25 protein-coding genes are annotated in these 24,509 nt (G+C 57.0%); 7 read left to right on the top strand and 18 right to left on the bottom strand.

Annotated features, from left to right (window positions below; translation table 11 throughout):
• Nucleotides 1-169: 169 nt before the first annotated feature.
• From fbaA to epd, 3 genes are all read right to left on the bottom strand, one after another.
• Nucleotides 170-1,249: a class II fructose-bisphosphate aldolase gene (fbaA, locus tag AC07NP_RS12895; protein WP_494660711.1), complete on the bottom strand. Its 1,080-nt coding sequence runs from the start codon at nucleotides 1,247-1,249 to the stop codon at nucleotides 170-172.
• A gap of 92 nt (nucleotides 1,250-1,341) precedes the next feature.
• The gene (gene pgk / locus AC07NP_RS12890; protein WP_203360043.1) at nucleotides 1,342-2,505 is read right to left on the bottom strand and encodes a phosphoglycerate kinase; all 1,164 of its coding nucleotides are present in this window, start codon (nucleotides 2,503-2,505) and stop codon (nucleotides 1,342-1,344) included.
• Nucleotides 2,506-2,553: 48 nt separating this feature from the next.
• Nucleotides 2,554-3,573: an erythrose-4-phosphate dehydrogenase gene (gene epd / locus AC07NP_RS12885; protein ID WP_203360042.1), complete on the bottom strand. Its 1,020-nt coding sequence runs from the start codon at nucleotides 3,571-3,573 to the stop codon at nucleotides 2,554-2,556.
• Nucleotides 3,574-3,948: 375 nt separating this feature from the next.
• On the opposite strand from epd, the gene AC07NP_RS12880 reads away from it, so the two are divergent.
• The 5 genes from AC07NP_RS12880 to AC07NP_RS12860 are packed head-to-tail and all read left to right on the top strand — an operon-like array spanning nucleotide 3,949 to nucleotide 7,015.
• Nucleotides 3,949-4,374, top strand: coding sequence for a PPC domain-containing DNA-binding protein (locus AC07NP_RS12880; RefSeq protein WP_494660710.1), 426 nt, complete (start codon nucleotides 3,949-3,951; stop codon nucleotides 4,372-4,374).
• 25 nt (nucleotides 4,375-4,399) lie between these two features.
• Complete coding sequence (locus tag AC07NP_RS12875; RefSeq protein WP_301699353.1) at nucleotides 4,400-4,978, top strand: ECF transporter S component; 579 nt, start codon at nucleotides 4,400-4,402, stop codon at nucleotides 4,976-4,978.
• Nucleotides 4,978-5,685, top strand: a complete 708-nt coding sequence (locus AC07NP_RS12870; RefSeq protein WP_494660709.1) for an energy-coupling factor transporter transmembrane component T — start codon at nucleotides 4,978-4,980, stop codon at nucleotides 5,683-5,685. Before AC07NP_RS12875 ends, AC07NP_RS12870 begins: the two co-directional genes overlap by 1 nt.
• Complete coding sequence (locus AC07NP_RS12865) at nucleotides 5,673-6,350, top strand: ABC transporter ATP-binding protein (protein ID WP_494660708.1); 678 nt, start codon at nucleotides 5,673-5,675, stop codon at nucleotides 6,348-6,350. The genes AC07NP_RS12870 and AC07NP_RS12865 overlap by 13 nt, the downstream gene beginning before the upstream one ends.
• Entirely contained in the window at nucleotides 6,344-7,015 is a 672-nt protein-coding gene (locus AC07NP_RS12860; protein WP_494660707.1) for an ABC transporter ATP-binding protein, read from the top strand. Before AC07NP_RS12865 ends, AC07NP_RS12860 begins: the two co-directional genes overlap by 7 nt.
• A 56-nt stretch (nucleotides 7,016-7,071) precedes the next feature.
• On the opposite strand, the gene tkt is transcribed toward AC07NP_RS12860, so the two are convergent.
• The gene (tkt, locus tag AC07NP_RS12855; RefSeq protein ID WP_494660706.1) at nucleotides 7,072-9,063 is read right to left on the bottom strand and encodes a transketolase; all 1,992 of its coding nucleotides are present in this window, start codon (nucleotides 9,061-9,063) and stop codon (nucleotides 7,072-7,074) included.
• A gap of 280 nt (nucleotides 9,064-9,343) precedes the next feature.
• On the opposite strand from tkt, the gene loiP reads away from it, so the two are divergent.
• Nucleotides 9,344-10,102, top strand: a complete 759-nt coding sequence (gene loiP, locus AC07NP_RS12850; protein ID WP_192613435.1) for a metalloprotease LoiP — start codon at nucleotides 9,344-9,346, stop codon at nucleotides 10,100-10,102.
• Between the two features lie 72 nt (nucleotides 10,103-10,174).
• Here loiP and AC07NP_RS12845 read toward each other — a convergent pair whose 3' ends face one another.
• From AC07NP_RS12845 to AC07NP_RS12780, 14 genes are all read right to left on the bottom strand, one after another.
• Entirely contained in the window at nucleotides 10,175-11,815 is a 1,641-nt protein-coding gene (locus AC07NP_RS12845) for a thiamine pyrophosphate-binding protein (protein WP_494660705.1), read from the bottom strand.
• 13 nt (nucleotides 11,816-11,828) lie between these two features.
• Nucleotides 11,829-13,298, bottom strand: coding sequence for an aldehyde dehydrogenase (locus AC07NP_RS12840; RefSeq protein ID WP_494660704.1), 1,470 nt, complete (start codon nucleotides 13,296-13,298; stop codon nucleotides 11,829-11,831).
• A gap of 9 nt (nucleotides 13,299-13,307) precedes the next feature.
• Nucleotides 13,308-14,078, bottom strand: a complete 771-nt coding sequence (locus AC07NP_RS12835; RefSeq protein ID WP_494660703.1) for an aspartate dehydrogenase — start codon at nucleotides 14,076-14,078, stop codon at nucleotides 13,308-13,310.
• Between the two features lie 9 nt (nucleotides 14,079-14,087).
• Nucleotides 14,088-14,882, bottom strand: a complete 795-nt coding sequence (locus AC07NP_RS12830) for an SDR family oxidoreductase (protein WP_494660702.1) — start codon at nucleotides 14,880-14,882, stop codon at nucleotides 14,088-14,090.
• On the bottom strand, nucleotides 14,866-15,636 hold the full coding sequence (locus AC07NP_RS12825; RefSeq protein WP_494660701.1) for an alpha/beta fold hydrolase: 771 nt from the start codon (nucleotides 15,634-15,636) through the stop codon (nucleotides 14,866-14,868). The genes AC07NP_RS12830 and AC07NP_RS12825 overlap by 17 nt, the downstream gene beginning before the upstream one ends.
• A gap of 9 nt (nucleotides 15,637-15,645) precedes the next feature.
• Complete coding sequence (locus AC07NP_RS12820; RefSeq protein ID WP_203360032.1) at nucleotides 15,646-16,176, bottom strand: cupin domain-containing protein; 531 nt, start codon at nucleotides 16,174-16,176, stop codon at nucleotides 15,646-15,648.
• A gap of 10 nt (nucleotides 16,177-16,186) precedes the next feature.
• A complete protein-coding gene (locus tag AC07NP_RS12815; RefSeq protein ID WP_494660700.1) occupies nucleotides 16,187-17,443 on the bottom strand; it encodes an MFS transporter in 1,257 nt (418 codons plus the stop codon).
• A 26-nt stretch (nucleotides 17,444-17,469) separates the two neighbouring features.
• Nucleotides 17,470-18,657 carry an NAD(P)/FAD-dependent oxidoreductase gene (locus AC07NP_RS12810; protein WP_494660699.1) on the bottom strand — a complete coding sequence of 396 codons (1,188 nt, stop codon included), beginning with the start codon at nucleotides 18,655-18,657 and terminating at the stop codon, nucleotides 17,470-17,472.
• Nucleotides 18,654-19,580, bottom strand: a complete 927-nt coding sequence (locus AC07NP_RS12805; protein WP_494660698.1) for a VOC family protein — start codon at nucleotides 19,578-19,580, stop codon at nucleotides 18,654-18,656. Before AC07NP_RS12805 ends, AC07NP_RS12810 begins: the two co-directional genes overlap by 4 nt.
• Nucleotides 19,581-19,668: 88 nt before the next feature.
• Nucleotides 19,669-20,457 (bottom strand): IclR family transcriptional regulator, encoded by a 789-nt coding sequence (locus AC07NP_RS12800; RefSeq protein ID WP_490469706.1) that lies wholly within the window; start codon nucleotides 20,455-20,457, stop codon nucleotides 19,669-19,671.
• 14 nt (nucleotides 20,458-20,471) lie between these two features.
• Nucleotides 20,472-21,221: an SDR family oxidoreductase gene (locus tag AC07NP_RS12795; RefSeq protein ID WP_494660697.1), complete on the bottom strand. Its 750-nt coding sequence runs from the start codon at nucleotides 21,219-21,221 to the stop codon at nucleotides 20,472-20,474.
• The gene (locus tag AC07NP_RS12790; RefSeq protein WP_494660696.1) at nucleotides 21,221-22,243 is read right to left on the bottom strand and encodes a Rieske 2Fe-2S domain-containing protein; all 1,023 of its coding nucleotides are present in this window, start codon (nucleotides 22,241-22,243) and stop codon (nucleotides 21,221-21,223) included. Before AC07NP_RS12790 ends, AC07NP_RS12795 begins: the two co-directional genes overlap by 1 nt.
• 10 nt (nucleotides 22,244-22,253) lie before the next feature.
• Nucleotides 22,254-22,562: a recombinase-like helix-turn-helix domain-containing protein gene (locus tag AC07NP_RS12785; protein WP_203360025.1), complete on the bottom strand. Its 309-nt coding sequence runs from the start codon at nucleotides 22,560-22,562 to the stop codon at nucleotides 22,254-22,256.
• Complete coding sequence (locus tag AC07NP_RS12780; protein ID WP_035892012.1) at nucleotides 22,559-22,882, bottom strand: Rieske (2Fe-2S) protein; 324 nt, start codon at nucleotides 22,880-22,882, stop codon at nucleotides 22,559-22,561. The genes AC07NP_RS12785 and AC07NP_RS12780 overlap by 4 nt, the downstream gene beginning before the upstream one ends.
• A 415-nt stretch (nucleotides 22,883-23,297) precedes the next feature.
• Here AC07NP_RS12780 and AC07NP_RS12775 point away from each other — a divergent pair, with 415 nt between their 5' ends.
• Nucleotides 23,298-24,509 carry an MFS transporter gene (locus tag AC07NP_RS12775; RefSeq protein WP_494660744.1) on the top strand — a complete coding sequence of 404 codons (1,212 nt, stop codon included), beginning with the start codon at nucleotides 23,298-23,300 and terminating at the stop codon, nucleotides 24,507-24,509.

The following is a 24,509-nucleotide window of genomic DNA, read 5'->3' as shown; positions in this document are numbered from 1 at the left end:
CCCAAACGGGAGAAATAAAGCCGGTCCCAACAGACCGGCAGTTTGACAAGAGTAAACAAAAAGGACGGATTCTGCCAAATTGATCACATTTTTTGCACTGACAGCATATTGAATACGCCATAAAAAAGGCCCGCAAATGCGGGCCTCGTGTCATGCAGAATGGCTTACATTACAGAACGTCAACCGCGTTCAGTTCAGTGAAAGCCTGCTCCAGACGGGTGATCATGGTTGCCTGACCAGCACGCAGCCATACGCGCGGATCGTAGTATTTCTTGTTCGGCTGATCTTCGCCTTTCGGGTTGCCCAACTGGCCCTGCAGGTAAGCTTCGTTCGCTTTGTAGTAGTTCAGAACACCTTCCCAGGTCGCCCATTGGGTGTCGGTATCGATGTTCATTTTCACTACGCCGTAGCTGACGGAGTCTTTGATTTCCTGAGCAGTAGAACCGGAACCGCCGTGGAAGACGAAGTTCAGGCTGTTGTGCGGCAGGTTATGTTTCTTAGAAACATAGTCCTGAGAGTCACGCAGGATGGTCGGAGTCAGAACCACGTTACCTGGCTTGTAGACGCCGTGTACGTTACCGAAGGAAGCGGCGATGGTGAAGCGCGGGCTGATTTTGCTCAGCTCGGTGTACGCGTAATCAACGTCTTCCGGCTGGGTGTACAGTGCAGAAGCGTCCATGTGGCTGTTGTCCACGCCATCTTCTTCACCACCGGTGCAACCCAGTTCGATTTCCAGGGTCATGCCGATTTTGGACATGCGCGCCAGGTATTTGGAGCAGATTTCGATGTTCTCTTCCAGAGACTCTTCAGACAGGTCGATCATGTGAGAAGAGAACAGCGGCTTGCCGGTAGCAGCAAAGTGTTTTTCACCCGCGTCCAGCAGACCATCGATCCACGGCAGCAGTTTCTTCGCGCAGTGGTCAGTGTGCAGGATAACCGGAACACCGTAGTGTTCAGCCATCTGATGAACGTGATGCGCACCAGAGATAGCACCCAGGATTGCTGCGCCCTGAGGAACGTCAGACTTCACGCCTTTACCCGCGATGAAAGAAGCACCACCGTTAGAGAACTGAACGATAACCGGCGCTTTAACTTTTGCAGCGGTTTCCAGAACGGCGTTGATGGAGTCGGTACCGACGCAGTTAACTGCTGGCAGAGCGAAGTTGTTTTCTTTTGCTACCTGGAACACTTTCTGTACGTCATCACCAGTGATTACGCCTGGTTTTACGAAATCAAAAATTTTAGACATGTTTCGTTGTCCTGTATCGTCGGGCCTTAGAAAATGGTGCGTGCTTGCAAAGCGCGCTGAAAATTGGGCAGGTTTCCCTGCCCTTAAATGACTTACTTCTTAGCGCGCTCTTCGAGCATAGCTACTGCCGGCAGTACTTTGCCTTCCACGAATTCGAGGAATGCGCCGCCGCCAGTGGAAATGTAGGAGATCTTGTCAGCGATACCGAACAGGTCGATAGCGGCCAGAGTGTCGCCGCCGCCTGCGATGGAGAATGCTTCGCTGTCTGCAATGGCGTTAGCAACGATTTCAGTACCTTTACGGAAGTTCGGGAATTCAAACACGCCTACCGGACCGTTCCACAGAATGGTTTTTGCATTCTTCAGGATTTCAGCCAGTTGCTGTGCAGAAGCATCACCGATATCCAGGATCTGCTCGTCTTCTTTAACGTCAGAAACAGATTTCAGGGTAGCCGCTGCGGATTCAGAGAACTCAGTCGCTACGCGAACGTCAGCCGGAACCGGGATGTCGCAGATGGTCAGCAGACGTTTTGCTTCATCAACCAGATCAGCTTCGTACAGGGATTTGCCGACGTTGTGGCCTTGAGCAGCAACGAAGGTGTTGGCGATACCACCGCCAACGATCAGCTGGTCAGCGATTTTAGACAGAGAGTCCAGAACAGTCAGTTTGGTAGAAACTTTAGAACCACCAACGATAGCCACCATCGGACGAGCCGGTTCTTTCAGTGCTTTGCCCAGTGCGTCCAGCTCAGCAGCCAGCAGCGGGCCTGCACATGCTACGTCTGCAAATTTGCCGATACCGTGAGTAGAAGCCTGTGCACGGTGAGCCGTACCGAAAGCATCCATGACGAATACGTCGCACAATGCAGCGTATTTTTTGGACAGCGCTTCGTCGTCTTTCTTCTCGCCTTTGTTAAAGCGAACGTTTTCCAGAACCACCAGTTCACCGGCTGCAACTTCAACGCCGTCCAGGTAATCTTTTACCAGACGAACCGGGTTAGACAGTTTGTCTTTCAGGTAGTTAACAACCGGCAGCAGAGAGAATTCTTCGTTGTACTCGCCTTCGGTAGGACGACCCAGGTGGGAAGTTACCATCACTTTTGCACCCTGCTTCAGGGCCAGTTCGATGGTTGGCAGGGAAGCACGGATACGCGCGTCGCTGGTTACTTTCCCTTCTTTAACTGGTACGTTCAGATCCGCACGGATAAAAACACGTTTACCAGCAAGATCCAGATCGGTCATCTTAATTACAGACATGGTGAATCCTCTCGTTGATTCTTAAAGTTTTGCAAGCGCTCACGCGCCTTACCTGAAACCAATAGCAGCCATAGCTAACGTTGTGTCGAGCATTCGGTTAGCAAAGCCCCATTCATTATCGCACCAGACCAGAGTCTTAATCAGGTGCGCACCACTCACGCGTGTTTGAGTCCCATCGACGATGGCACTGTGCGGGTCGTGGTTAAAATCTATCGAGACCAACGGTAATTCCGTATAGTCAACTATACCATGAAATGCACCTTGTGCTGCTTTTTGCAGCAACTGATTGACTTCATTGGCTTTTACTGGTTTTTTCACCGTCACGCTTAAGTCGATCGCCGTCACATTTATGGTCGGAACGCGAACAGCAATCGCTTCGAATCGATCGTTGAATTGCGGAAAAATTCGCGTAATACCGGCGGACAGTTTGGTATCAACCGGAATAATCGACTGGCTCGCGGCTCGCGTACGCCGCAGGTCAGGATGATACGCATCAATCACCTGTTGATCGTGCATGGCCGAGTGGATCGTGGTGACGGTTCCGGACTCAATGCCATAAGCATCATCCAACAACTTGATGACCGGAATAATGCAATTGGTCGTGCAGGAGGCATTCGAGACAATGTGGTGTTCAGCCCGCAACTGTTCCTGATTCACGCCAAATACCACGGTGGCGTCGAGATCGTTGCTGCCAGGATGTGAAAAGAGCACTTTCTTTGCGCCAGCGGCGATATGTGCCTCGCCGTGCTCGCGGTTGCCGTAGACGCCGGTGCAATCCAGCACAATATCAACACCCAGTTCACGCCAGGGAAGCGCGTCGATACTCCGTTCGTGCAGAATGCGAATAGCATCATCGCCAACAATGAGTTGGTCGCGCTCCTGGCGAACATCCCAGGCAAAACGTCCATGGCTGGTGTCATATTTCAACAAATGCGCCATGCCTGCAGCATCCGCCAGCTCGTTGATTGCCACCACGGTGATTTCCGCCCGACGTCCGGATTCATATAAAGCACGAACCACATTACGCCCGATGCGACCAAAGCCATTAATCGCTACGCGTACGGTCATAGGTCTCCTGCAAGGCTATCCCGATTCAAATGAGGCTGACAGAGTAATCCAGCAAATCGTCGAGGAAAACCTTACCTGTCGCAAACTGCGACTGATTGATTATTTGTCGAACATTTAATCGACTGAAACGCTTCAGCTAGAATAAGCGAAACGAGGAATAAAAGGAATGATTGTCCAGCCAAAGAACGCAGTTATCTGACTTACGTCACATTTCAGCACCCACACACGTTGGTTTTATTCCATATTCCAGAATTGTGAATAAGCGTAGCAAGATCTTTTCGTTGTCGCGTTAGAAATCCTGATTTATATCAGGAAGCACAGCCACCAGCGTCTATATTATCAGCTTTACGTCCGAGTCTCGGAGTCCCCCAAAATATGACTACATCTCATCTCCCCTCGTCTGAAGCACGGTTTTATGCGCTTCGTTTGCTTCCCGGTCAGGAAGTTTTCACACAGTTACATGCGTTTATAAATCAATACCAGCTACAAGCCGCGTGGATTGCAGGTTGTACCGGCAGTCTGACCCACGTCGCCCTGCGGTACGCCGGACAGGAAGACACCACACTGCTTCGCGGAACCTATGAAGTGATCTCGTTAAGCGGCACGTTCGAACTCGCTGGCGAACATCTGCATCTCTGCGTCTCAGACCCAAAGGGCGCCATGCTGGGCGGCCATATGATGCCTGGCTGTACCGTACGTACCACGCTTGAACTGGTGATCGGCGAGCTGACCGCACTGGCGTTTAGCCGCCAGCCTTGTGCGATTTCCACCTATGACGAACTGGTTATTTCCCCCCGTTAATCCTTCACCTGGTAAGAGGTTCTTTATGGCGCGTCGTCAATTTTCCAGCCAGTCGCTGGTGCTGATTGTGATTTCTATAGCCATCAATATGATCGGCGGACAGCTCATCAGCATGCTGAAACTGCCCATTTTTCTGGATTCTATCGGCACCCTGATAAGCGCAGTGCTGTTAGGTCCCGTCATCGGTATGTTGACCGGATTACTGACCAATCTACTGTGGGGATTGTTGACCGATCCTATTGCGGCGGCATTCGCGCCCGTCGCCATGGTCATTGGTCTTGTCGCAGGATGGCTGGCCCGGGCTGGCTGGTTTCGCACATTACCGAAAGTCGTGGCCAGCGGCGTGGTGATTACACTGGCGGTCACGCTGGTTGCTGTGCCCTTGCGTACCGCGCTCTTTGGTGGCGTGACCGGCAGCGGTGCCGATCTGTTCATCGCCTGGATGCACTCTGTCGGCCAGAATCTGGTGGAATCTGTCGCCATTACCGTGCTGGGCGCCAATCTGGTCGATAAGATCCTGACGGCGGTCATCGTCTGGATGCTATTGCGACAGTTGCCGCTTCGCACCACACGCCATTTCCCAACGATGTCAGCCGTGCGCTAATGCACCCGTTCACCTCGTTAACCCTGTGGGCGTTGGCGGCCTGCTCCACGCTGCTGCTGCCCACTGACGTCATACTTCCGCTCTACAGCGGAGCCGCCTTTCTCTGTTTAGCGGGGGTGAAGGCCACACGTCAGCGGGCAAAATACGTTGCGTGGCTGATGCTTTCGCTGGGATTTGGCCTGTGGCTCGTGCACGGTGGGTGGTTGAGCGAGTGGATCAGCGGCAAGCCGCGCGATCCACAGCGCTGGGCGCAAGCCATAACGTTGTGGCTGCGGATTCTGGCGATAGTCTCCACGTCACAACTTTGGATGCAGTACGTACCGGTTCGCCAGTTTATCCGTGCGCTGTTTGCGTCTCGCTTACCCCCAGGGGTCGCCTACCTGTTTGCGGGACCGCTGCTGGTGGTAGAACAGCTCAGGCAACAGCTGTCGATCATTCACGAAGCGCAACGCGCACGCGGCGTGCCGCTGGATGAAGGCTGGTATCAGCGGCTTCGCGCCATGCCAGCGCTGATTGTTCCTCTGACACATAATGCCCTCAACGATCTGGCGGTACGCGGCGCAGCACTGGATATGCGGGCGTTTCGTTTACACCGACGCCGTACCACGCTATGGGCACCAGCGGACAGTACGTTTCAGCGTATGGCGCGCTACAGTATGGTGTTTCTTATGCTGGCGGAAGCAGGAGTCTGGATATGGTTACGCTAGAACAGTTTTGCTACCACCCAACACAAACCACGCGCCCTGCGTTTAGGTTTAATTTCCACTGCGCAAAACCCGGTATGGTGGCGATTTTTGGTGATAACGGCAGCGGAAAAAGCACGCTGGCTCAGTTGATGGCTGGCTGGTATCCCGACTTTCTGCCCGGTGAGATTGCGGGCAAAGGCTCCCTTCTGGGTGCGCCAATCGGCGAGCGGTCTCTGGTGGAGCAGTCGCAAACCGTTCAGCTTGTCCAGCAGTCGCCTTACCTACAGCTTTCCGGTTGTACCTTTAGCGTGGAAGAAGAAGTTGCCTTTGGCCCGGAAAATCTCGGGCTCAGCGAAGCGGAAATCATGCGCCGCATCGACCATGCGCTCACTCTAACGGCATGTCAGACGCTACGCCATCGCCATCCCGGTACGCTCTCCGGCGGGGAGACGCAACGGGTGGTGATTGCCAGTGCACTGGCGATGCAACCGACGCTCCTGATCCTTGATGAAGCCTTCAGTCGTTTAACCGCACACGCCACCCAGTTGCTGCTGGAGCGTTTGCAGGACTGGGCGAAGGCGCAACAGGCGCTGATTATCCTTTTCGAGCGCAACCCTGAACCTTTTCTCGCCTATTGCCAACACAGCTGGCAGCTTCACAACGGAGAATTGTCGGCACAATGCTAACGCTAACGGAGGTCAATTATCGCTGGCCGGGAGCCTCAGACGATTGTCTTCGGGCAATCTCACTGGAGATCAAAACAGGCGAATGGCTGGCGATGACCGGTGATAATGGCGCGGGTAAATCCACGCTGCTGCGAGTGATGGCCGGGTTGCTCTCCCCGTCATCCGGTTCTGTCGTCCTGCAGGGAAAACCCATTGCGCAATACAAAAACCGTCTGCGAGCAAAAAACCTCGGCGTCCTGTTTCAGGAGGCCGAAAACCAACTGTTTCACAGCAAGGTATCAGAAGAAGTCGCCTTTGGATTGCGGTTACAAAAACGACCACCAGATGAAGTTGCGCAACGCACCGCCGCTGCGTTGCATTTGTGTCAGTTAGACGATGTTGCCGATGCGCATCCGCTGGATCTGCATACGGCGCAGCGCCGAATGGTCGCCGTTGCAAGCCTTGAAGCAATGACTCCCGCCATTCTGATGCTGGATGAACCCAGCCGGGACTTTGACGCACACTGGCTGGCCGTCTTCGAGAACTGGCTCGCGGTTTGCCGCCAGCGGGACACCAGCGTGGTGGCGATTAGCCATGACGCAGCATTTACACAGCGTCACTTTCCCCGGGTGGTTCGCCTTGAACAAGGTCATTTGTTAACCCCATTCCCGTTATCTTTATCCTGAAAGTTCAAAAAAAAACGGGCCGCCTGAGCGACCCGTTTTTAACGAAAACCACGTAATTACAGCAGCGATTTCGCTTTGGCAACGACGTTGTCAACGGTGAAGCCGAACTCTTCAAACAGCAGCTCAGCCGGTGCAGACTCACCGAAGGTGGTCATGCCAACGATGGCGCCGTTCAGGCCCACATATTTGAACCAGTAGTCTGCAATACCGGCTTCCACAGCAACACGTGCGGAAACGGCTTTCGGCAGAACGGATTCACGGTAAGCGGCATCCTGCTTGTCGAACGCATCGGTAGACGGCATGGAAACCACGCGCGCCTTAACGCCTTCCGCAGACAGTTTGTCCCATGCAGCCACGGCCAGTTCAACTTCAGAACCAGTAGCAATGAAGATCAGCTCAGGCTGGCCCGCGCAATCTTTCAGCACGTAACCACCGCGAGCGATGTTCGCCAGTTGCTCTTCGGTACGATCCTGCTGCGCCAGGTTCTGACGGGAAAGGATCAAGGCGGTCGGGCCGTCTTGACGCTCAACGCCATATTTCCACGCTACCGCGGATTCAACCTGGTCACACGGACGCCATGTGGACATGTTCGGGGTCACACGCAGAGAAGCCACCTGCTCTACCGGCTGGTGAGTCGGGCCATCTTCGCCCAGACCGATGGAGTCGTGGGTGTAGACCATTACCTGACGCTGTTTCATCAGCGCAGCCATACGTACGGCATTACGTGCGTATTCCACAAACATCAGGAAGGTCGAGGTGTACGGCAGGAAACCACCGTGCAGGGAGATACCGTTGGCAATCGCGGTCATACCGAATTCACGTACACCGTAATGGACGTAGTTACCGGCAGTATCTTCGTTGATCGCTTTAGAACCGGACCACAGGGTCAGGTTGCTTGGTGCCAGGTCAGCGGAACCGCCGAGGAATTCTGGAAGCCAAGGACCAAACGCTTCGATCGCATTCTGAGACGCTTTACGGCTGGCGATTTTGGACGGGTTAGCCTGCAGCTTAGCGATAAACTCGTTCGCTTTCGCGTCGAAGTCAGACGGCATTTCGCCTTTCATACGACGGGTGAATTCAGCAGCTTCCTGCGGGAAGGCTTTCGCGTAAGCGGCGAATTTCTCGTTCCATGCGGACTCTTTCGCCTGGCCTGCTTCTTTCGCATCCCACTGCGCGTAGATTTCAGACGGGATTTCGAACGGTGCGTGTTTCCAGCCCAGTTGCTCACGGGTCAGTGCAATTTCTGCATCACCCAGCGGCGCACCGTGAGAGTCGTGCGTACCGGCTTTGTTCGGGGAACCGAAACCGATGATGGTTTTGCACATCAGCAGGGACGGTTTGTCGGTCACGGCGCGTGCTTCTTCTACTGCGCGTTTAATCGCTTCCGCATCATGACCATCAACACCACGTACCACGTGCCAGCCGTAGGCTTCGAAACGTTTAGCAGTATCGTCGGTGAACCAGCCTTCAACATGACCATCAATAGAGATGCCGTTGTCATCGTAGAACGCAACCAGTTTACCCAGTTTCAGCGTACCGGCCAGGGAACATACCTCGTGAGAGATACCTTCCATCATGCAGCCATCGCCCATGAAGGCGTAAGTGAAGTGGTCAACGATGTCGTGACCCGGACGGTTAAACTGCGCTGCCAGCGTTTTTTCTGCGATAGCCATACCGACTGCGTTAGCAATACCCTGACCCAGCGGACCCGTGGTGGTTTCAACACCTGCGGTGTAACCCACTTCCGGGTGGCCCGGGGTTTTGGAATGCAGCTGACGGAAGTTCTGCAGCTCAGACATCGGCAGATCATAGCCGGTGAGGTGCAGCAGGCTGTAAATCAGCATGGAGCCGTGGCCGTTAGACAGCACGAAGCGGTCACGGTCAGCCCAGGACGGGTTCTGCGGGTTGTGGTTCAGGAAATCACGCCACAGGACTTCGGCAATGTCAGCCATACCCATTGGGGCACCCGGATGGCCGGATTTGGCTTTCTGTACTGCGTCCATGCTCAGCGCACGAATAGCATTGGCAAGCTCTTTACGTGAGGACATTTTGACTCCAGATCGGATGATGAAGGCCATACCCAAACGACTTGACGACCGCGCGTTTTGGGCTACGCCGGAAAAAAGTGCCAACAATGTAACCCAAGCCGCGTGCCATGTACATGGAGCATCCTTTTGCCGTTTCGGAAATCTCCTGAACACGCATGTATGTTGCGCAATCTACTCGCTCATTTATAAGGATTCTCTTTATACTTTGTCTAAATTCCCTGCTCTTCAACAGCGGGAAATTTCAGATGATGGCAATAATCATTAACGTGGAATAATCACAATGAAAATTCGTTCTGCATTACTAGCCTGTGGAATTGCATTCGCTCTGACCGGTTGTCAGAACATGGATTCAGGCGGGCTGATGACGTCTGGTAGTGAAGCCTTGCAGGCCTATAGCCTGAGTGATGCGCAGATCAAAACACTGAGCGACCAGGCATGCCAGGAGATGGACGGTAAAGCAACCATCGCCCCGGCCAGCAGTGAATACGCTAAACGTCTGAGCAAAATTGCGTCCGCGCTCGGTGACAACATCAACGGGCAGCCGGTGAACTACAAAGTGTATATGGCGAAAGACGTGAACGCGTTTGCAATGGCCAACGGCTGTATTCGTGTCTATAGCGGACTGATGGATATGATGACCGACAACGAAGTCGAGGCGGTGATCGGCCACGAAATGGGGCACGTTGCGCTCGGTCACGTGAAGAAAGGGATGCAGGTTGCGCTGGGCACTAACGCCGTTCGCGTCGCTGCAGCCTCTGCGGGCGGTATCGTCGGTAGCCTGTCACAATCGCAATTGGGCGATCTTGGCGAAAAACTGGTGAACTCGCAGTTCTCCCAGCGCCAGGAGTCCGAAGCGGATGACTATTCGTACGATCTGTTGCGCAAACGTGGGATTGATCCATTGGGGCTGGCCACCAGTTTTGAGAAACTGGCGAAGTTAGAAGCGGGCCGTCAAAGCTCTATGTTTGACGATCACCCTGCGTCTGCCGAACGTGCGCAACATATTCGCGATCGTATGGCGACAGACGGCATTAAATAATCGTTCCAGGGGGCAATATTGCCCCCTGCTCAGTCGGCCGGATAAAGCGTCAGCCGCCATCCGGCTTTTCTCTCAATACAACGTCTTCTGCGGCGGCCCGGCGAACTTCAGCGCGCCAATCTGTCCCATCTTCACCTCCACCACTGACGGCCCCGGTATCGCCAGCGCTTCGGTCATCACGGCGTTAAAATCCTCCGCTCGCTCAACACGCCATGCCTGTAGCCCAATAGCTTGCGCCAGCAGGGTAAAGTCCGGAGTATGCAGTTCGTTGTAGTACTGCCGTCCGCCGAAGTATTTATCCTGAATACCGCGCATCACGCCGTAGCCACCGTCGTTCATAATCAGCAGCGTGACGTTAGCTTTCTCCTGCGCCAGCGTTGCCAGCTCGCCCAGGTTCAGGCTCAAACCGCCGTCACCGACCAATCCCACCACCTTACGCTGCGGGTTGGCAATCGCCGTGCCGATAGCCATCGGCAGACCCATACCTATCGCACCGGCGAGGGAGTGGATGTTCATCAGCGGGCCGTTAGCGCGGAACAATCGGCTGCCCCACAGACTGCCAGAGACAGTAATATCGCGGACCAGCAGGCCGTTTTCCGGCAGCGCCCGGGCGATGGCGTCGTTGAGTTTTGCATACTCGCCGCACTGCGTGCGCAGCTCCTGCTCCGCTTGAGCGACCGCACCGCTCACCCGCGCATCCCACTGTGCATCCCCCCACTCACGTCCCTGTACTTTCTCCGCCAAAGCGGCAAGCAGCGCAGAACAGTCGGCAATCAGCGTGTTGTCCATCAAATAGTTACGGCTGGCCGCCGCCGGGTCGATATCAATTTGTACGCGCGGATGCGGCAGCTCCAGCGTCCAGGAACGCGTTTCATTGCTACGCAGACGCGAGCCCGCCACCAGCGTAAAATCACAGGCGGAAATGACCGCTTCAACAGACGGCGAGTTATGGAAGGCCCGCAGGCTGGCGCGATGGCTGTCCGGCAATACACCACGAGCGTGGGTACTGGAAATAACGGTCACCCCGGCATCGGCCAGCTTTTTCACCGCGTCTGCGCTACCCAGCGCCCCGCCGCCCAGCCACAGCAGCGGCAACTTCGCCTGCTTCAGCTGCGCCCACAGCGCATCCACCACATCGCTTGTTACACCCGCTGCCGGAGGGGTTTGTACCGGTGCCGTTACCAGCGAAACAGGGATTTTAGCGCTCTGAATATCGATCGGAATTTCAACCGAGACCGGCCCACACGGTGGCGTTTTCGCCTCCTGAATGGCCTTATGCAGAATCGCAATAGCCTGGTTGGCATTGCTGATGCGATACGCCCGCTTTGAGCTCGCCTTCAGGAAGGTGAGCTGGTCGCGCGTCTCGTGAATAAAACCGGTGTCGGCATCCAACCAGGCCTTTTCGACCTGGCCCGTTAAGTGCAGCAACGGCGTGCAGGCGTTCATTGCTTCAACCAGCGCCCCGACCGCATTTCCGGCACCCGCGCCGGTGCTGGTCAGCGCCACGCCAAGCCCGGAAAAACGCCCGTGGGCGTCGGCCATGGTGACCGAACCCGCCTCGCCGCGCGCGGGCACGAAGCGGATATTGCCGCGCTGGCCGACCGCATCGGCGATCGGTAGGTTATGGATAGAGATGACGCCGTAGATGGCCTCAACGTGATACTGCTCCAGCGTTCTGGCGATGGCGTCGCCGACGGTTATCATTTCGCTCATTGCTCACCCTTTCTCAGTCGCACCAGTGGTTGACGCTATTACCCGTCGCCAGATAAATGCTCTTTTGCTGCATCCAGGCCTTCAGCCCCTGAATGCCCTTTTCGCGGCCCAGACCGCTCTCTTTAAAGCCCCCAAACGGGGTCGAAATAGAGAAAACTTTGTAGGTATTAATCCACACCGTTCCCACCTCCAGCCGTTCGCTCAGGCGCAGGGCGCGGCCGGTATCACGCGTCCAGATGCCCGCCGCCAGCCCGTAGACCGAGTCATTAGCTTCGTGAATCAGCGCATCTTCATCGTGAAAAGGCATCGCCACCAGCACCGGGCCGAAGATCTCCTCCTGGCAGGCGCGAGCGCTGTTGTTCAACCCCTCAACGATCGTCGGCAGAAAGAAGCTGCCCGCCGCCAGTGCAGGATCCGCCGGGATCTCACCACCGCACAGCACGCGTCCACCTTCCCGCTTCGCCAGCTCGACATACTCCAGCACATGCTGGCGATGCGCTTCGCTAATCAGCGGCCCCACGTGCGTGTCGCGGTTGAAAGGATGGCCTACGCGCAGACTGCGAGTTAGCTCCAGCAGCCGCGCCATCAGCGGGGCGTAAACCTGTTCGTGAATAAACAGCCGCGAACCCGCAATGCACGCCTGTCCGGCCGAACTAAAAATGCCGTAGCAGATGCCGCGCGCCGCCTGCTCGATATCGGCGTCTTCCAGCACGATAGTCGGCGATTTACCGCCCAGCTCCAGCGAGGTGGGGATTAACTTTTCCGCCGCCACGTGCGCCAGATGGCGACCGGTTGTCGTACCGCCGGTGAAGGAGATTTTGCGCACCTTCGGATGGCGCGCCAGGGCGTCTCCGATCACCGAGCCTTTGCCCGGCAGCACACTCAGCAGGCCCGCTGGCAACCCCGCTCGTTCGAAAATTCGCGCCAGCTCCAGCGCCATTAGCGGCGTGGCCTCGGCAGGTTTCAGAATCACCGCGTTGCCCGCGGCAATGGCTGGGGCCACTTTTTGCATTTCGCTGGCAATCGGCGAGTTCCACGGCGTAATCGCCGCCACTACGCCGAGCGGTTCATAGCGGCTCAGCGTCAGCAGGTCCGGCTGGCGCGGCGTCGGCAGTTCGCCTTCCAGTAGCTCACAGGCGGCGGCGAAATAGCGGGCGGTCGCCGCCGCGCTCATCACCAGGCCACGCGCTTCCGCCAGCGGCTTGCCGTTGTCGCGGCTCTGCATGTGCGCCAGCTCATCGGTACGGGTTTCAATGTCATCCGCTACCTTGTGCAGGATCTTCGCACGCTGGTGCGGCAGCGCGTTGCGCCACGTCGGCTCACGCCATGCGCGGTCCGCGCACTCAATCGCTTCCTGCAGATCGTCAAGGCTTGCCGCGTGCATCGTGGCGTTGATAGATCCGTCAGCCGGGAAGCTGCTTTGCATCATCTTTCCGCCGCCGTGCCGCCAGTGGCCGCCGATAAAAATCATTAATTCATCCATTTCAGCCTCTCAGCGCTGGACCAGCTCGCGGCAGGCGCGCACTGCGCTTAATGCCGCCAGGGTGGACGTTTTCGGGTTGCTGGCCAGCGGTAAGCCGCTCAGTTCCAGATGAAATTCGCCAAACAGACCTTCAACGTGCAGGGTGTGGGTATTGCGTTTCGTGGCCGGATCCACCATCAATTGCACGCGGGTGTCATCCATTCCGATGCCGCCAAGAGCAACGGTCGCCGCCACGTTGGCGTTAGCCGGAAACAGCCTGGCCGCCTCGCGGGCACTGCCTTCAAAGAAAATCTGCGCCTCGGAAACGGCGTTGAGATCGATAAGCTGCTCGGCGTAGCTGCCGCGCCAGCTGGCCGGGCTTTTACGCGACTGGTAGGTAACGCGCTCAAGCCCGCCCTCTTTCGCCGCCGCCAGCCCGTCGATCCCCGCGACCGCGCCGCTCAGCAGTGTGAGCCTGCCGCTCGCGTTCAGCAGGCGCTGCTCCAGCGCGCTGTCGGCCAGCGCCCCGGTAGAGATCACCGCCAGATGCCAGCCGCGCGCCAGTACTGCCTCGCCGTACTGCGCCACCGCCTGCTGACTGGCACACTCCAGCACCAGATCCGGCGTCTCAGCACAGTCCATTGGCGTGGTCAGCACTGTGACCGCGCCGCCAAACTGCTCGTGGATCGCCGCGTGGTGAGATTCGCGCGCGACGATCCAACCGATAGCCACCTGTGGTGGCAAACGTTCAATCACCGCCTGCGCCATTGCCCCATAACCGATTAACATGATCTTTTTCATGATGCTTCCTTACAGGTGACGGCAAAAACCGCCGGAGACGTCCAGAGCGGCCCCGGTGGTAAATGAAGCCAGCGGCGAGGCGAGAAATAACAGCGCCTGCGCTGGCTCCTGCGGTTTGCCCAGGCGGGCCATGGGAATACCGCGCTTGCGGGCGATATCCGCCGTCCACTCCGGCCAGCTCTGGTTTTTATCGGCGCGGTCAGCAAACCGGCGCTGCCACTGCCCGGACTCGACCATGCCGAGTAGAATTGAGTTAACGCGAATGCCTTTTTCCACCAGATCTTTCGACAGCGTCAGCGTCATATTCAGCAGCGCTGCGCGGGCCGCCGAAGTAGCAATCATGTGCTCTTCCGGCTGTAGCGCCAGCAGCGAGTTTACGCAGGTAATCGAGGCGATATCCGACTGCTCAAGCTGCTGTAAAAACGCCTGCACCGGGTTAATCACACCGAACAGCTTCAGCTCGGCTTCATGCAGCCACGCCTCGCGCGGGGTATCGGCAAAATGCGCCACATAGCCCTGACCAGCGTTGTTGATCAACATATCTGCCGGGCCAAAACGGTCGTTCACCGCCTCGGCAAACGCCAGCACCTCTTCGGCTTTCAGCACGTCGCAGCGCCATGAAAACACGTCGCCCTCGGGATATTCGTTTTGCAGCGCCGTGTGGGCGCTGGCAAGGCGGTCAGGATCGCGCCCGCAGAAAGCGACTTTCGCCCCTTCGCCCAGCAACAGACGCAGCGTTTCAAAACCAATACCCGAAGACCCTCCGGTGACTACCGCGACACGTCCGTTAATTTGTGCATTCATCGCGCACCTCTTGTTTAATACGTAAAAGCTGTTGATTAAAAAACGCGTTGTTATCGAGATAACTGGCGTGCCCGGCCTGCGGAATAGCGGTGTACAGCATGCCGTAGCGCAGCGCCAGCCCGTGTACCAGCTCAGGCGGGGTGATGGCATCCTGATCGCCGCACCAGACTTCAAATGCGCCGCCGTAGATCCTGAGCCAGCCGTGAATATCATCGTGCGCCAGCATCCACGCGGCAGCGAGATAGCCTTCGGCGCGCAGCCTGCGCATTCCGGCGGCAACGGTGGCGATATCTGCCTCGCGTGCGCCGGGGTGCAGTAACTTCGCCGCCCGGGTTTGCGCGAGGATGTCGCCACCCAGCGCAATTTGCTGCTCGCGGCTGCGCCAAACTTTTTCGCGCTGCTCGGGCGCGCTCTGGCCGTAGCCCTGTGCGGCATCGGCCAGCACCAGGTGCAACACGCGGTCGGGGTATTTCGCCGCAAAAGCGCTGGCGACCAGCGCACCGAGTGAATGCCCCACCAGCACCGTCTGCCGAACGCCTGCGCTGTCCAGCATTGCCGCCAGCGCGTCGGCGTAATCCCCCGCGTTGGCCCGTGCAACATCAAGCATTGGGCTCTCGCCGTAACCGGGCATATCCCAGGCCAGCACGCGGAAGCCCGCCAGCGCCATCTGCTTATGCCAGGAGGTCGCGCCGGAGCTGATACCGTGCAGCAGCATCAGCGGAATACCGCAGCCCTGTTCACGAAAACCCGTCATAGCGCCCCCTTAGCCCCGCTTCACTTTTGACAGTGGATGATCGGTCGGATAGGTCGGGATGTGCGGTTTCTGCGTACCCAGCATCACGCACATCAGCGCTTCTTCTTCGCCGTGGTTAAACAGCCCGCGATAAATACCCGGCGGTACAGAGATCAGATCGCGTTCGCGCAGCACGGTTTCGGTATAGTTATCGCCGTCCTGAATCATCAGAGTGATCTGCCCTTTCAGCATGAAGAACACCTCTTCCACATCATCGTGCAGGTGCAGCGGTCCTTCGCATTTTGACGGCAGCACCATGGTGGAGAAGGTGAAGTGCTCGGCGGGAACGGTATTGGCATCAGTTGCCACGCCCGTCGCGCCGGTGCCGATGTAGCGCATCTGCGCACGGCGATATTTCGGGTCATAGTCGGCCTGGAACTTCAGCGCGTTCCAGTCGTACTTGCGTCCTTCAAAGCGCGCAATGCGCGACTCGACCCACTCTTCCATGGTCAGATGGTCAGGTTTAATGCCCGGTTTTGCGGTTACGGTTGAATCAGTCATGACACTCTCCTCAGTAACGTTTCAGCAGCGGCAGTAACAGGACGCAGCCCACCGCCGCCATCACCGCCAGAAAAATCAGCCCGGAATCCATGCTGTGGGTGAAGGCGATAAGCACCCCCATCACCGCTGGCGACAGCGCACCCGCAAAGTTTCCCAGTCCGTTGAAGATACCGCCGGCGGTAGCGCTCACCCGCGGGTGGGTTGCTTTCGCCAGCAGCGCAAAAATGTTGGGGGCGCCGGTTCCCCACATAAAGGTGCTAAAGCTCATCGCGGCGATGACGGCCAGCGGGGTATCCAGATGCATCACCACCGCCAGACCAACCCCTGCGCCCGCCATCGAGATAAAGCAGGCCGCCGCGCGTTTATCGACGCGATCCGACAACCATGCGCCGATCACTTCACCCGCCAGCATGGCGATAAACGGCATCGATGAGAGCCAGCCGGCGTGTTCAAGATGGATGCCTTTGCCTTTGATCAGATAACCCGGCAGCCAGCCGTTGATGCCCCACAGATAGGTGAGAAAGGCGATGTTAAAGATGCAAATAATCCAGAAGTGCAGGCTGGCAAACAGCTCGCGCCGCGCCAAACGTCGCTCGTCTTGTGTCGCCTTCGCTGTGGTCGGCTTTGCATCCAGACGGATGCCACGCAGACCAATGCGCACGAAAATCAGTACCGGCACGGTCAGCATCGCCATCACGAAGAAGGTGCTCTGCCAACCGAAGGTGTTGAGCAGCCACAGGGAGAGCGGGAAACCAATCGCCGCGCCAAACGGCGTGCCGAGCAGCCACAGCATGGTGGCCCGCGCCTGCAGGCGCTGCGGGAAGTTGTGGCGAACGATGGCGAAAGCCAGCGGAAACAGCGGACCCTCAGCGACACCGAGCAGGATGCGCAGCACAATCATCAGGGTGTAGTTGTGGGTAAAGCCCATCGCCACCATCAGCACACACCACACCGCCATCATCCCGGTCAGCAGGCGCAGCGGCGCAATCTTGTCGCCAAGGCCACTCAGAAATACCGATGAAAAACCGTAGCTCAGCAAAAACGCACTCATCAGAATGCCAAGGCGCGTGGTGTCAAAATCAATGCCCATTGCCTGCTGAAAATGGCCGTCAGAAAACAGCGCGGCAATGCTGATTTTGTCGAAAAACGCCAGCAGTACACAGGCCAGCAGCGACAGAGGGATCGCCCAGCGAACGGCTTTTTCAGGCGTACGGGTCCCCTCACCGCTCGCCTCTGCAGGCGCGGTGTTCGTCTCGAATGTGGTCATTTATCCCCCCTAAGGGTGTGCGTCGGTTATCGCAATGACATCAGTGAAAAGGTCGGGTCGGCGAGCGGAACATCGGACAGATCCCGTCCAGCCGCCATCCAGCGTTTCGCCAGCTTCACGGTGCGTGCGTCATTGAACGCCACCAGCTGCGCCAGCCGTCCGTTACCGTCCAGCGAGAAGAAAAGCGTGTTCTCACGGACGATCGTTTTACTGTCAGGCTGTGGAATGCCAAGGATCTGAATGTTGTGATGGTATTGATCCGACCACAGCCACGGTGCTTCGTCATAACCTGCGGCATCTGCATTGAGCATCGCTTTTGCCGTCGCCACCGACTGATTCTGCGCAAAGGCCCAGGACTGAATGCACAGGCCGTACTGGTGATGCTGCGCCACGTCGCCTGCGGCAAAAATGGCCGGATCCGAGGTCCGCCCCTGCGCATCGACGACGATCCCACGGTCGATGTGCAGCCCGGCCTCACGCGCCAGTTCCAGATTGAGATCGACGCCGATCCCCACCACGACTGCGTCATAGGTTTCACGCTGGCTGTCACAGTGGATCGTCGGCAGGCCATCGTTATCCTCCAGCTCCAGCGTGCCGCAGCCGGTACGGATATCCACGCCCTGCTCGCGGTGGACAGCCGCCAGGCGCGCAGAGACGTCGGCACTGACCGAGCGCATGCACAGCGCAGGCTGCTGCTCAAACAGCGTGACCGTTACACCGCTTTTGCGCGCCGAAGCAGCAATCTCCAGGCCAATCCAGCCGCCGCCGATAATCGCCAGCGTTTTGCACTCCACCAGGCGCCCTTTCAAACGCTGGGCATCCTGCCAATGGCGCAACGTGTAAACCTGCGGATGCTGTTCCCACGCCGCCCCCGGCAGGCGCGCCCGTCCACCGGTGGCGATTAACAGCATGTTGTAACTAAGCTGTTCCCCGTTGCTTAACTTTACCGTTTTCGCCTCGCGGTGGATGGATTCCACCCGCAGCGGGCGATACCAGTTCAGGTTCAGCGCCTGTTGCGCCGCTTCACTGAACAGTCGCGGTAACGCAGCGTCCGGCTCCAGCAATGTGGCTTTCGACAGCGGCGGGCGCTCGTAGAAGTCCCACGCCTCTTCCGCGACGACACAAATCTCGCCGTCAAAGCCTTCATCGCGCAGGGTTTTCGCTGCCCAGCCGCCCGCCTGACCGCCGCCGATAATGACAATGCGCGTTGTCATAGGGCCTCCGTTTTCTTCTGCTGGCGGCGCGTGTCATGATCGATACCGCCTTCCACCGCCCATTCGGTAAAGGAGACCAGCGAATGCTCCAGCTCGCGCGGCTGCCAGTTTTCCGTCAGATAGTCGTCGTTGGTGTAGTACTCAAACGCACCGCCGGTCGGGCTGTTGACATACCAGAAGTAGGCCGACGACACCGGGTGGCGTCCCGGCCCAATAAAGGTGCTCCAGGCATTCTTGTTCATGGCGATGCCGCCGCCGATCACTTCATGGATATCACGCACGGTAAAGGCAACGTGGTTCAGACCGCGCTTACGGTTCGGCAGTTGCAGTAAGAAGAGGTTGTGGTGGCCGCCGCGTTCGCAGCAGCGCAGGAACACCGCGCGATTGATATAGCGATCGGAAACCTGAAAGCCGAGCACGTCGCGATAAAATTTCTCCACCGCCGCCAGGTCTTCGACGAAGAACACCACGTGGCCGACGTTGATCGGCTCGGCGCGATCGTAAACCGGGCTCGGCGTGTCGATACGGCGGACGTCGCCCCACTGATTGATTGGCTCGACATTCAGCTCAACCGGCACCTGCTGGCTCACCTGTACACGCAGAGTCATGCCGTTCGGATCGCGGCATTCCAGCGCGCCGTCCACTTCACGAAAACCCGGCTGCTGCGCCAGCTTCGGCTTTAAGGTTTCCAGTTCCTGCGGGCTGGCTACCGACCAGGTCATGCGACGGAGAGTGTTACAGGCTTCAAACGCAGGAGGCAGATCCGGGCTGTCGATCGGGTTCAGCTCCACGCGGGCGCCGCTTAGAGTGGTAAAACGCTGGCCGCTGGCGTCTCCCGTCAGGCCAAAATCACGCATAAATTTGGCGCAGTGCGTCAGGTCGTCGACGCCAAATTCCAGCTTTTCAATTCCGATTACGCTCATCGTTCGTTGCCTCATTTACCGTTAATCACCCGAATTTGGGCGTAAAATATGCCCGACGCAGTCAAGCGCCTGGCGTTAATCTTTTGATTTAGCTCGCTTTCGAGAGATAGCCTAAGAAGCCGGAAATTTTGTCCGCCGCCAGGCTCACCTCGCTTTGCAGCCGTTCGCGATCGCTTTGCGGGATCTCTTCCGACGGCACCAGAATGCTCACCACGGCCGCCACTTTCCCGCAGCGGTCATACACCGGATAAACGATGGAGGAGATACCGTGGCGGAAGAAGGATTCGCCAATCACGTAGCCGCGCACCTTATCCTGCTGCACCATCTGCCACAGCGCTTCGCGGTCCTGCAACTGGCCCGGCGTGTTGCCCGGCAGGCGTTCTTGCGGGAACAGCTGTTCAAAATCGGCGCGGCTGAGGTCGGTCAGAAGCATGCGCCCCAGCGAGGTGCAGTGCACCGGCAAGCGGGTACCAATGCTGACCTGGTTGATACGCGAGCCGGCGGCGCTGACACGGGCGATATAGATAATGTCGCGCCCGTCGCGGATCGCCAGATGGCTGCTGCACTGGCTGGTGTCACGCAGTTGTTCAATCACCGGCTGGCCCACCTGGGCCACATCCAGCGAAGCAATGTATTCAAAGCCCAAACGCAGTACGTTCATGCCCAGCGAGAAGGTGTTGGTGCGCGTGTTGCGCTCCAGAAAACCCATATATTCCAGCGTTTGCACCACCCGGTAGGCGGTGGCCTTCGGCATATCCACCAACCGGTGCAGCTCGGCAAAGGTCAGTTCGCGATGCTGCTCGCCGAAAGCCAGCAGCAGTTGCAATCCGCGCTCCAGCCCCGGCACCAGATATTTCACTTCCTGATCGTTTGCCATATCGACTCCGAAAATCAGTTAAAAACAAAGCCGCCGTTGACCGGAATCAGCTGTCCGGTGATAAAACGCGACAGATCGCTGAGCAGCCATACCACGCTGCCGGTCACATCATCCGGCTGCTGCGCCCCGGTGAGTGCGCGGCCGTTTTCATACAGCTGATGACGTTCAGCGGGCACGTACTCCGTCGCCTCAACACGGGTCAGCCCCGGCGCGATGGCGTTGATACGGATGCGTTTTTCGCCTAGTTCGCGCGCCATTGAGCGGGTCATCGCAATCACCGCGCCTTTACTGGCGACGTAGGCCATCAGGCGCGGCGCGCCCCATAGCGCGGTGTCCGACGCGACATTGACGATCCCCGCACCTTCACGCAGCAGCGGTAATGCGGCGCGTGTCACCAGCCAGGTCCCCTTCACGTTCACGGACATCACGCGATCCCAAAGATCCGGATCGTAATCGATCATGTTTTTACCGCCGACGCCGGTCGCCATCGCCGCGTTGTTCACCAGGCCATCAATTGGCCCGCGTTCGCCAACGGCATTGAATACCGCGTCTATTGAGCCAGCATCCGCCAGGTCGATAACGTGTGATTCAATCGCGTAGCCCTGCTCGCTTAACTCGTGTGCGCGCTCCACCAGCTCACCTTTCAGGATGTCGCACATCACTACCGCCGCCCCCTGTTCCGCACAGGCTTTGGCGAAGTGGTAGCCCAGGCCGCGCGCAGCGCCGGTCACCACGATGCGTTTACCGTTTAACAGCCCATTCATCAGGCGGCTCCCTGCTGCTGTTCGCGGACTGCCAGTTGCTCTTTGGCCAACTTTTGCATCATCCGGCGCAGGCGGGAAAGACCAACGTCATGCTGATAGAGATACTCATGGTCACGGGCGTTCGGCGCCATGCTTTCCAGCACCACGCGGTCCTGCTCAAGCACTTCCCAGTGCAGTTTTTCCAGGCGGTTGCGGTACATAAAGCGCCACATATCACGCTGCCAGCCCTGTACGCGGCGGATACGCCAGAAGAAGACGCGACAGTTGTCGTTATCTTCCGGCACCACCATGCCGACGATAAAGAAGTGCCCGCCCGGCCCAAAACGCTTCTTATACGGAATGGACAGGCGCATCCAGAAGGTGCCGCTATTGCCCAGTTCAACCCAGTCAAAGTTGACGCCGCTCTGGCCTTTTTTCTCAAAGATAAAGCCGGTTTTGGTCGGCTGTAGTACCATGTCGGCCTTGCGGTCACCTTCCGCCATCGAGTGCGATGAAGAGTGCAGATAGGTACCGTGCATCGGGTCCATCACGTTTTCCAGCGCATACTGGTAGTTACATTTCCAGGCCGCAGTACACAGGAAGTTGCTGTAGGTTTCCGTATCGGCCAGCTCAGCAGGGAAGCTCAGCGCGTCCGGCTGCTGATCGGCAGTCACGCCAAACCACAGGAAGATGGCGCCGTGCGCCTCCTGGACGTTGTAGCTGCGCACACACTGCTGGCCCACCAGCGGACACTTGTCGACAGCGGGGACATCTTTCACTTCGCCGTTGCCAGCCACTTCTACGCCGTGATACCAGCAGGCAATGCGGTCGCCGAGATTCCAGCCCATCGACAGGCGCGCGCCCCGGTGCGGACAGCGGTCTTCCAGTGCCTGTACCTGGCCGTCTTTGTTACGCCAGACCACGATCTGCTCGCCAAGACGAGTGATGCCCACCGGCGCAGACTGCACTTCCCAACTGGCCAGCACCGGATACCAAAGACCGCGCAGGCCTTTATCTAGATAGTTTTGTACGGTTGTCGTCATCGCCTTGCCCTCAGTAGCCGTTAACCTGTAAGAATGCTTCGAAGCTGGCATCGCTCCACGGCTCGCCCTGCTGGTCGTGCATGCGTACCGCGTTCAGCCCTTTCACCAGCTCCGGTAGGGTTTCGGCCCCTTGCTCAAAAAGATCTTCCAGCGTGGCGATAAGGTTCACTTCCCAGTTTTCCGGCATGCGACTGCGGGTTTGCCAGATCAGGTTCTGGTAATCACCCGGCTTATGGATTGCGCCGTTGCCACCTTCTGCGGGCGGGGTAAACTGGCGGCTTTCCGGCAGTGCCGGGTTAAAGTTCGGGGTGTCGCTCATGCCACGGTCTCCTCGATAAACGTAATCTGGATCTGGTTTTCAAATACCCGAACCGGGTAGCGGTTAAGATTGCGGCCGCCGGGGCCGTGCAGGCACTGCCCGGTTTTGACATCGAAAACCGCTTCGTGCAGCGGGCACTCCACTTTGCCGTCTTCCACAAAACCCTGGCTCAGCAGCGCATAGGCGTGGGGGCATACGTCTTCCAGCGCGTAATATTCACCGTCAATTAAATAAACGCCGATCTCTTTGCCTTCGACGTTGCCGCTAAAAGGGAAATCTTCCTGTACTTGTTCTGCGTCACATACGCCTATCCAGCTCATCGCGATCCTCCAGGCTTTTGTTTCATATATGAAACTCTGTTTCTTATTTAATACGGTCAATATAAAAGCGATGAATGTTTCGTCAAGCACAAATGTGACTGTTTTGTTAATTGATGCGCAGTTAATTAGCTAAGTGTGCAAACGATCACGAAAAAATGCAGTGAGATGAAATTTTCATTATTCAGGCGTGAATAGATACGCTTATTGATGGTCTCTTATTTTGAATAATAGATATTGACTTCTTTTCTTTTTACTCCTTAAAAATAATAAAATCGAGCAAACACAGAGTTTCACCTGTGAAACTAAAATTTATTTTATTGTTTATAAACAAAGAGTTTCACAGGTGAACAATTTTAGTTGCGTGACAATCACATCGATAAAAATATAAATAAACAGAAAGATTAAGGCGGGTATGATGACAGTAAAATGGCAAGGAACAATAGCACTCTTGTTGCTAATTATAATCTCCTACGTTGACCGGGTGAATATCTCGGTAATGATTTTAAATCCGGAATTTGCCGAACACTTTCAGTTAAATGAAAACAGAATGTTACAGGGAATGCTGATAACATGCTTTCTTCTGGGTTATGGATTGCCCGCTTTATTATTAACTCCAGTTATTGAAAGCAAATTACATTACCGACAGGGATTATTAAGCAGCATCGCGATTTGGGCTGTGGTTTGCGCCATCTCACCTCTGTTAGGGTCGTTAATGGGGATGCTGATTGCCCGCATGATTTTAGGTATTGCCGAAGGGCCGCTCTTTTCGCTCAAAACGCGTTTTATCAGCGATAATTTTCGCCCCGAAGAGATTGGTAAACCCAACGCCGTCACCGCGCTGGGTGTTTCTCTGGGGCTGGCTGTTGGTTTTCCGCTGGTGACCTGGCTGATGGAACATCTGGGATGGGCGGGATCATTTTACGCGCTGGCGGTGATTAATCTGGTGCTGGGCGGCGGATTAATCTGGCGTTTTCTGCCTGCGCCTCACAGCGCAGTGAAGCAGGAAAAGCCGGGGTTTGTGCAGACCTTCACCCTGGCCTGGCAGACGCCGCTGCTGGGCTGGATCCTGCTGGTTGAGATCGCCACGCTGAGCTATCTGTGGGGCAGCAGCGCGTGGCTTCCAGCCTGGCTGCGCGATGAACACCACTTCTCGCTGCACGCCGTCGGTTTCCTGGCGGCTATTCCTTTCCTGCTGAGCCTCGGCTCAAAATTCCTCGGCGGCGTGCTGCTCGACAAAATGCGCCCTGAGCAAGCGCCGGTTCTGTTTGTCGTCGGCGGACTGTTCACCGCGCTTTCGGTACTGGCGCTGATGCTCAGCCAGCAGGCCGCCTTGCTGGCGCTGTTTATGCTGTCGGCAAATATCTTCTGGGGATTACAGGGCGCAGCTATTCCTGCCGTCGTGCAGCACCATGCCGCACGGGAAGCGGTGGGCAGCGCCTATGGGATCATTAACGGCATTGGCAACATCTGCGCGGCGTTTATTCCGCTGCTGATGGGCGTGGTGATGAAATCAGTGGGTTCGGTCAGTTCCGGCTTTTCGGTACTGGTGGCGTCGCAGGTTATCACGCTGCTGGCTGGAGGGATGCTGCTGCTGCGCATGCGTCGCGCAGCAGCAGTGAGCGTCTGA

Source organism: Citrobacter sp. GW821-FHT07H02 (assembly GCF_059418505.1).
The sequence above is the reverse complement of the archived record's forward strand: the minus strand, read 5'-3'. Positions and strand labels throughout refer to the sequence as shown.

Excerpts from the sequence above, each read along its gene's own strand:
- fbaA (WP_494660711.1), bottom strand. The coding sequence starts at position 1,249 with ATGTCTAAAATTTTTGATTTCGTAAAACCAGGCGTAATCACTGGTGAT.
- pgk (WP_203360043.1), bottom strand. The coding sequence starts at position 2,505 with ATGTCTGTAATTAAGATGACCGATCTGGATCTTGCTGGTAAACGTGTT.
- epd (WP_203360042.1), bottom strand. The coding sequence starts at position 3,573 with ATGACCGTACGCGTAGCGATTAATGGCTTTGGTCGCATCGGGCGTAAT.
- AC07NP_RS12880 (WP_494660710.1), top strand. The coding sequence starts at position 3,949 with ATGACTACATCTCATCTCCCCTCGTCTGAAGCACGGTTTTATGCGCTT.
- AC07NP_RS12875 (WP_301699353.1), top strand. The coding sequence starts at position 4,400 with ATGGCGCGTCGTCAATTTTCCAGCCAGTCGCTGGTGCTGATTGTGATT.
- AC07NP_RS12870 (WP_494660709.1), top strand. The coding sequence starts at position 4,978 with ATGCACCCGTTCACCTCGTTAACCCTGTGGGCGTTGGCGGCCTGCTCC.
- AC07NP_RS12865 (WP_494660708.1), top strand. The coding sequence starts at position 5,673 with ATGGTTACGCTAGAACAGTTTTGCTACCACCCAACACAAACCACGCGC.
- AC07NP_RS12860 (WP_494660707.1), top strand. The coding sequence starts at position 6,344 with ATGCTAACGCTAACGGAGGTCAATTATCGCTGGCCGGGAGCCTCAGAC.
- tkt (WP_494660706.1), bottom strand. The coding sequence starts at position 9,063 with ATGTCCTCACGTAAAGAGCTTGCCAATGCTATTCGTGCGCTGAGCATG.
- loiP (WP_192613435.1), top strand. The coding sequence starts at position 9,344 with ATGAAAATTCGTTCTGCATTACTAGCCTGTGGAATTGCATTCGCTCTG.
- AC07NP_RS12845 (WP_494660705.1), bottom strand. The coding sequence starts at position 11,815 with ATGAGCGAAATGATAACCGTCGGCGACGCCATCGCCAGAACGCTGGAG.
- AC07NP_RS12840 (WP_494660704.1), bottom strand. The coding sequence starts at position 13,298 with ATGGATGAATTAATGATTTTTATCGGCGGCCACTGGCGGCACGGCGGC.
- AC07NP_RS12835 (WP_494660703.1), bottom strand. The coding sequence starts at position 14,078 with ATGAAAAAGATCATGTTAATCGGTTATGGGGCAATGGCGCAGGCGGTG.
- AC07NP_RS12830 (WP_494660702.1), bottom strand. The coding sequence starts at position 14,882 with ATGAATGCACAAATTAACGGACGTGTCGCGGTAGTCACCGGAGGGTCT.
- AC07NP_RS12825 (WP_494660701.1), bottom strand. The coding sequence starts at position 15,636 with ATGACGGGTTTTCGTGAACAGGGCTGCGGTATTCCGCTGATGCTGCTG.
- AC07NP_RS12820 (WP_203360032.1), bottom strand. The coding sequence starts at position 16,176 with ATGACTGATTCAACCGTAACCGCAAAACCGGGCATTAAACCTGACCAT.
- AC07NP_RS12815 (WP_494660700.1), bottom strand. The coding sequence starts at position 17,443 with ATGACCACATTCGAGACGAACACCGCGCCTGCAGAGGCGAGCGGTGAG.
- AC07NP_RS12810 (WP_494660699.1), bottom strand. The coding sequence starts at position 18,657 with ATGACAACGCGCATTGTCATTATCGGCGGCGGTCAGGCGGGCGGCTGG.
- AC07NP_RS12805 (WP_494660698.1), bottom strand. The coding sequence starts at position 19,580 with ATGAGCGTAATCGGAATTGAAAAGCTGGAATTTGGCGTCGACGACCTG.
- AC07NP_RS12800 (WP_490469706.1), bottom strand. The coding sequence starts at position 20,457 with ATGGCAAACGATCAGGAAGTGAAATATCTGGTGCCGGGGCTGGAGCGC.
- AC07NP_RS12795 (WP_494660697.1), bottom strand. The coding sequence starts at position 21,221 with ATGAATGGGCTGTTAAACGGTAAACGCATCGTGGTGACCGGCGCTGCG.
- AC07NP_RS12790 (WP_494660696.1), bottom strand. The coding sequence starts at position 22,243 with ATGACGACAACCGTACAAAACTATCTAGATAAAGGCCTGCGCGGTCTT.
- AC07NP_RS12785 (WP_203360025.1), bottom strand. The coding sequence starts at position 22,562 with ATGAGCGACACCCCGAACTTTAACCCGGCACTGCCGGAAAGCCGCCAG.
- AC07NP_RS12780 (WP_035892012.1), bottom strand. The coding sequence starts at position 22,882 with ATGAGCTGGATAGGCGTATGTGACGCAGAACAAGTACAGGAAGATTTC.
- AC07NP_RS12775 (WP_494660744.1), top strand. The coding sequence starts at position 23,298 with ATGACAGTAAAATGGCAAGGAACAATAGCACTCTTGTTGCTAATTATA.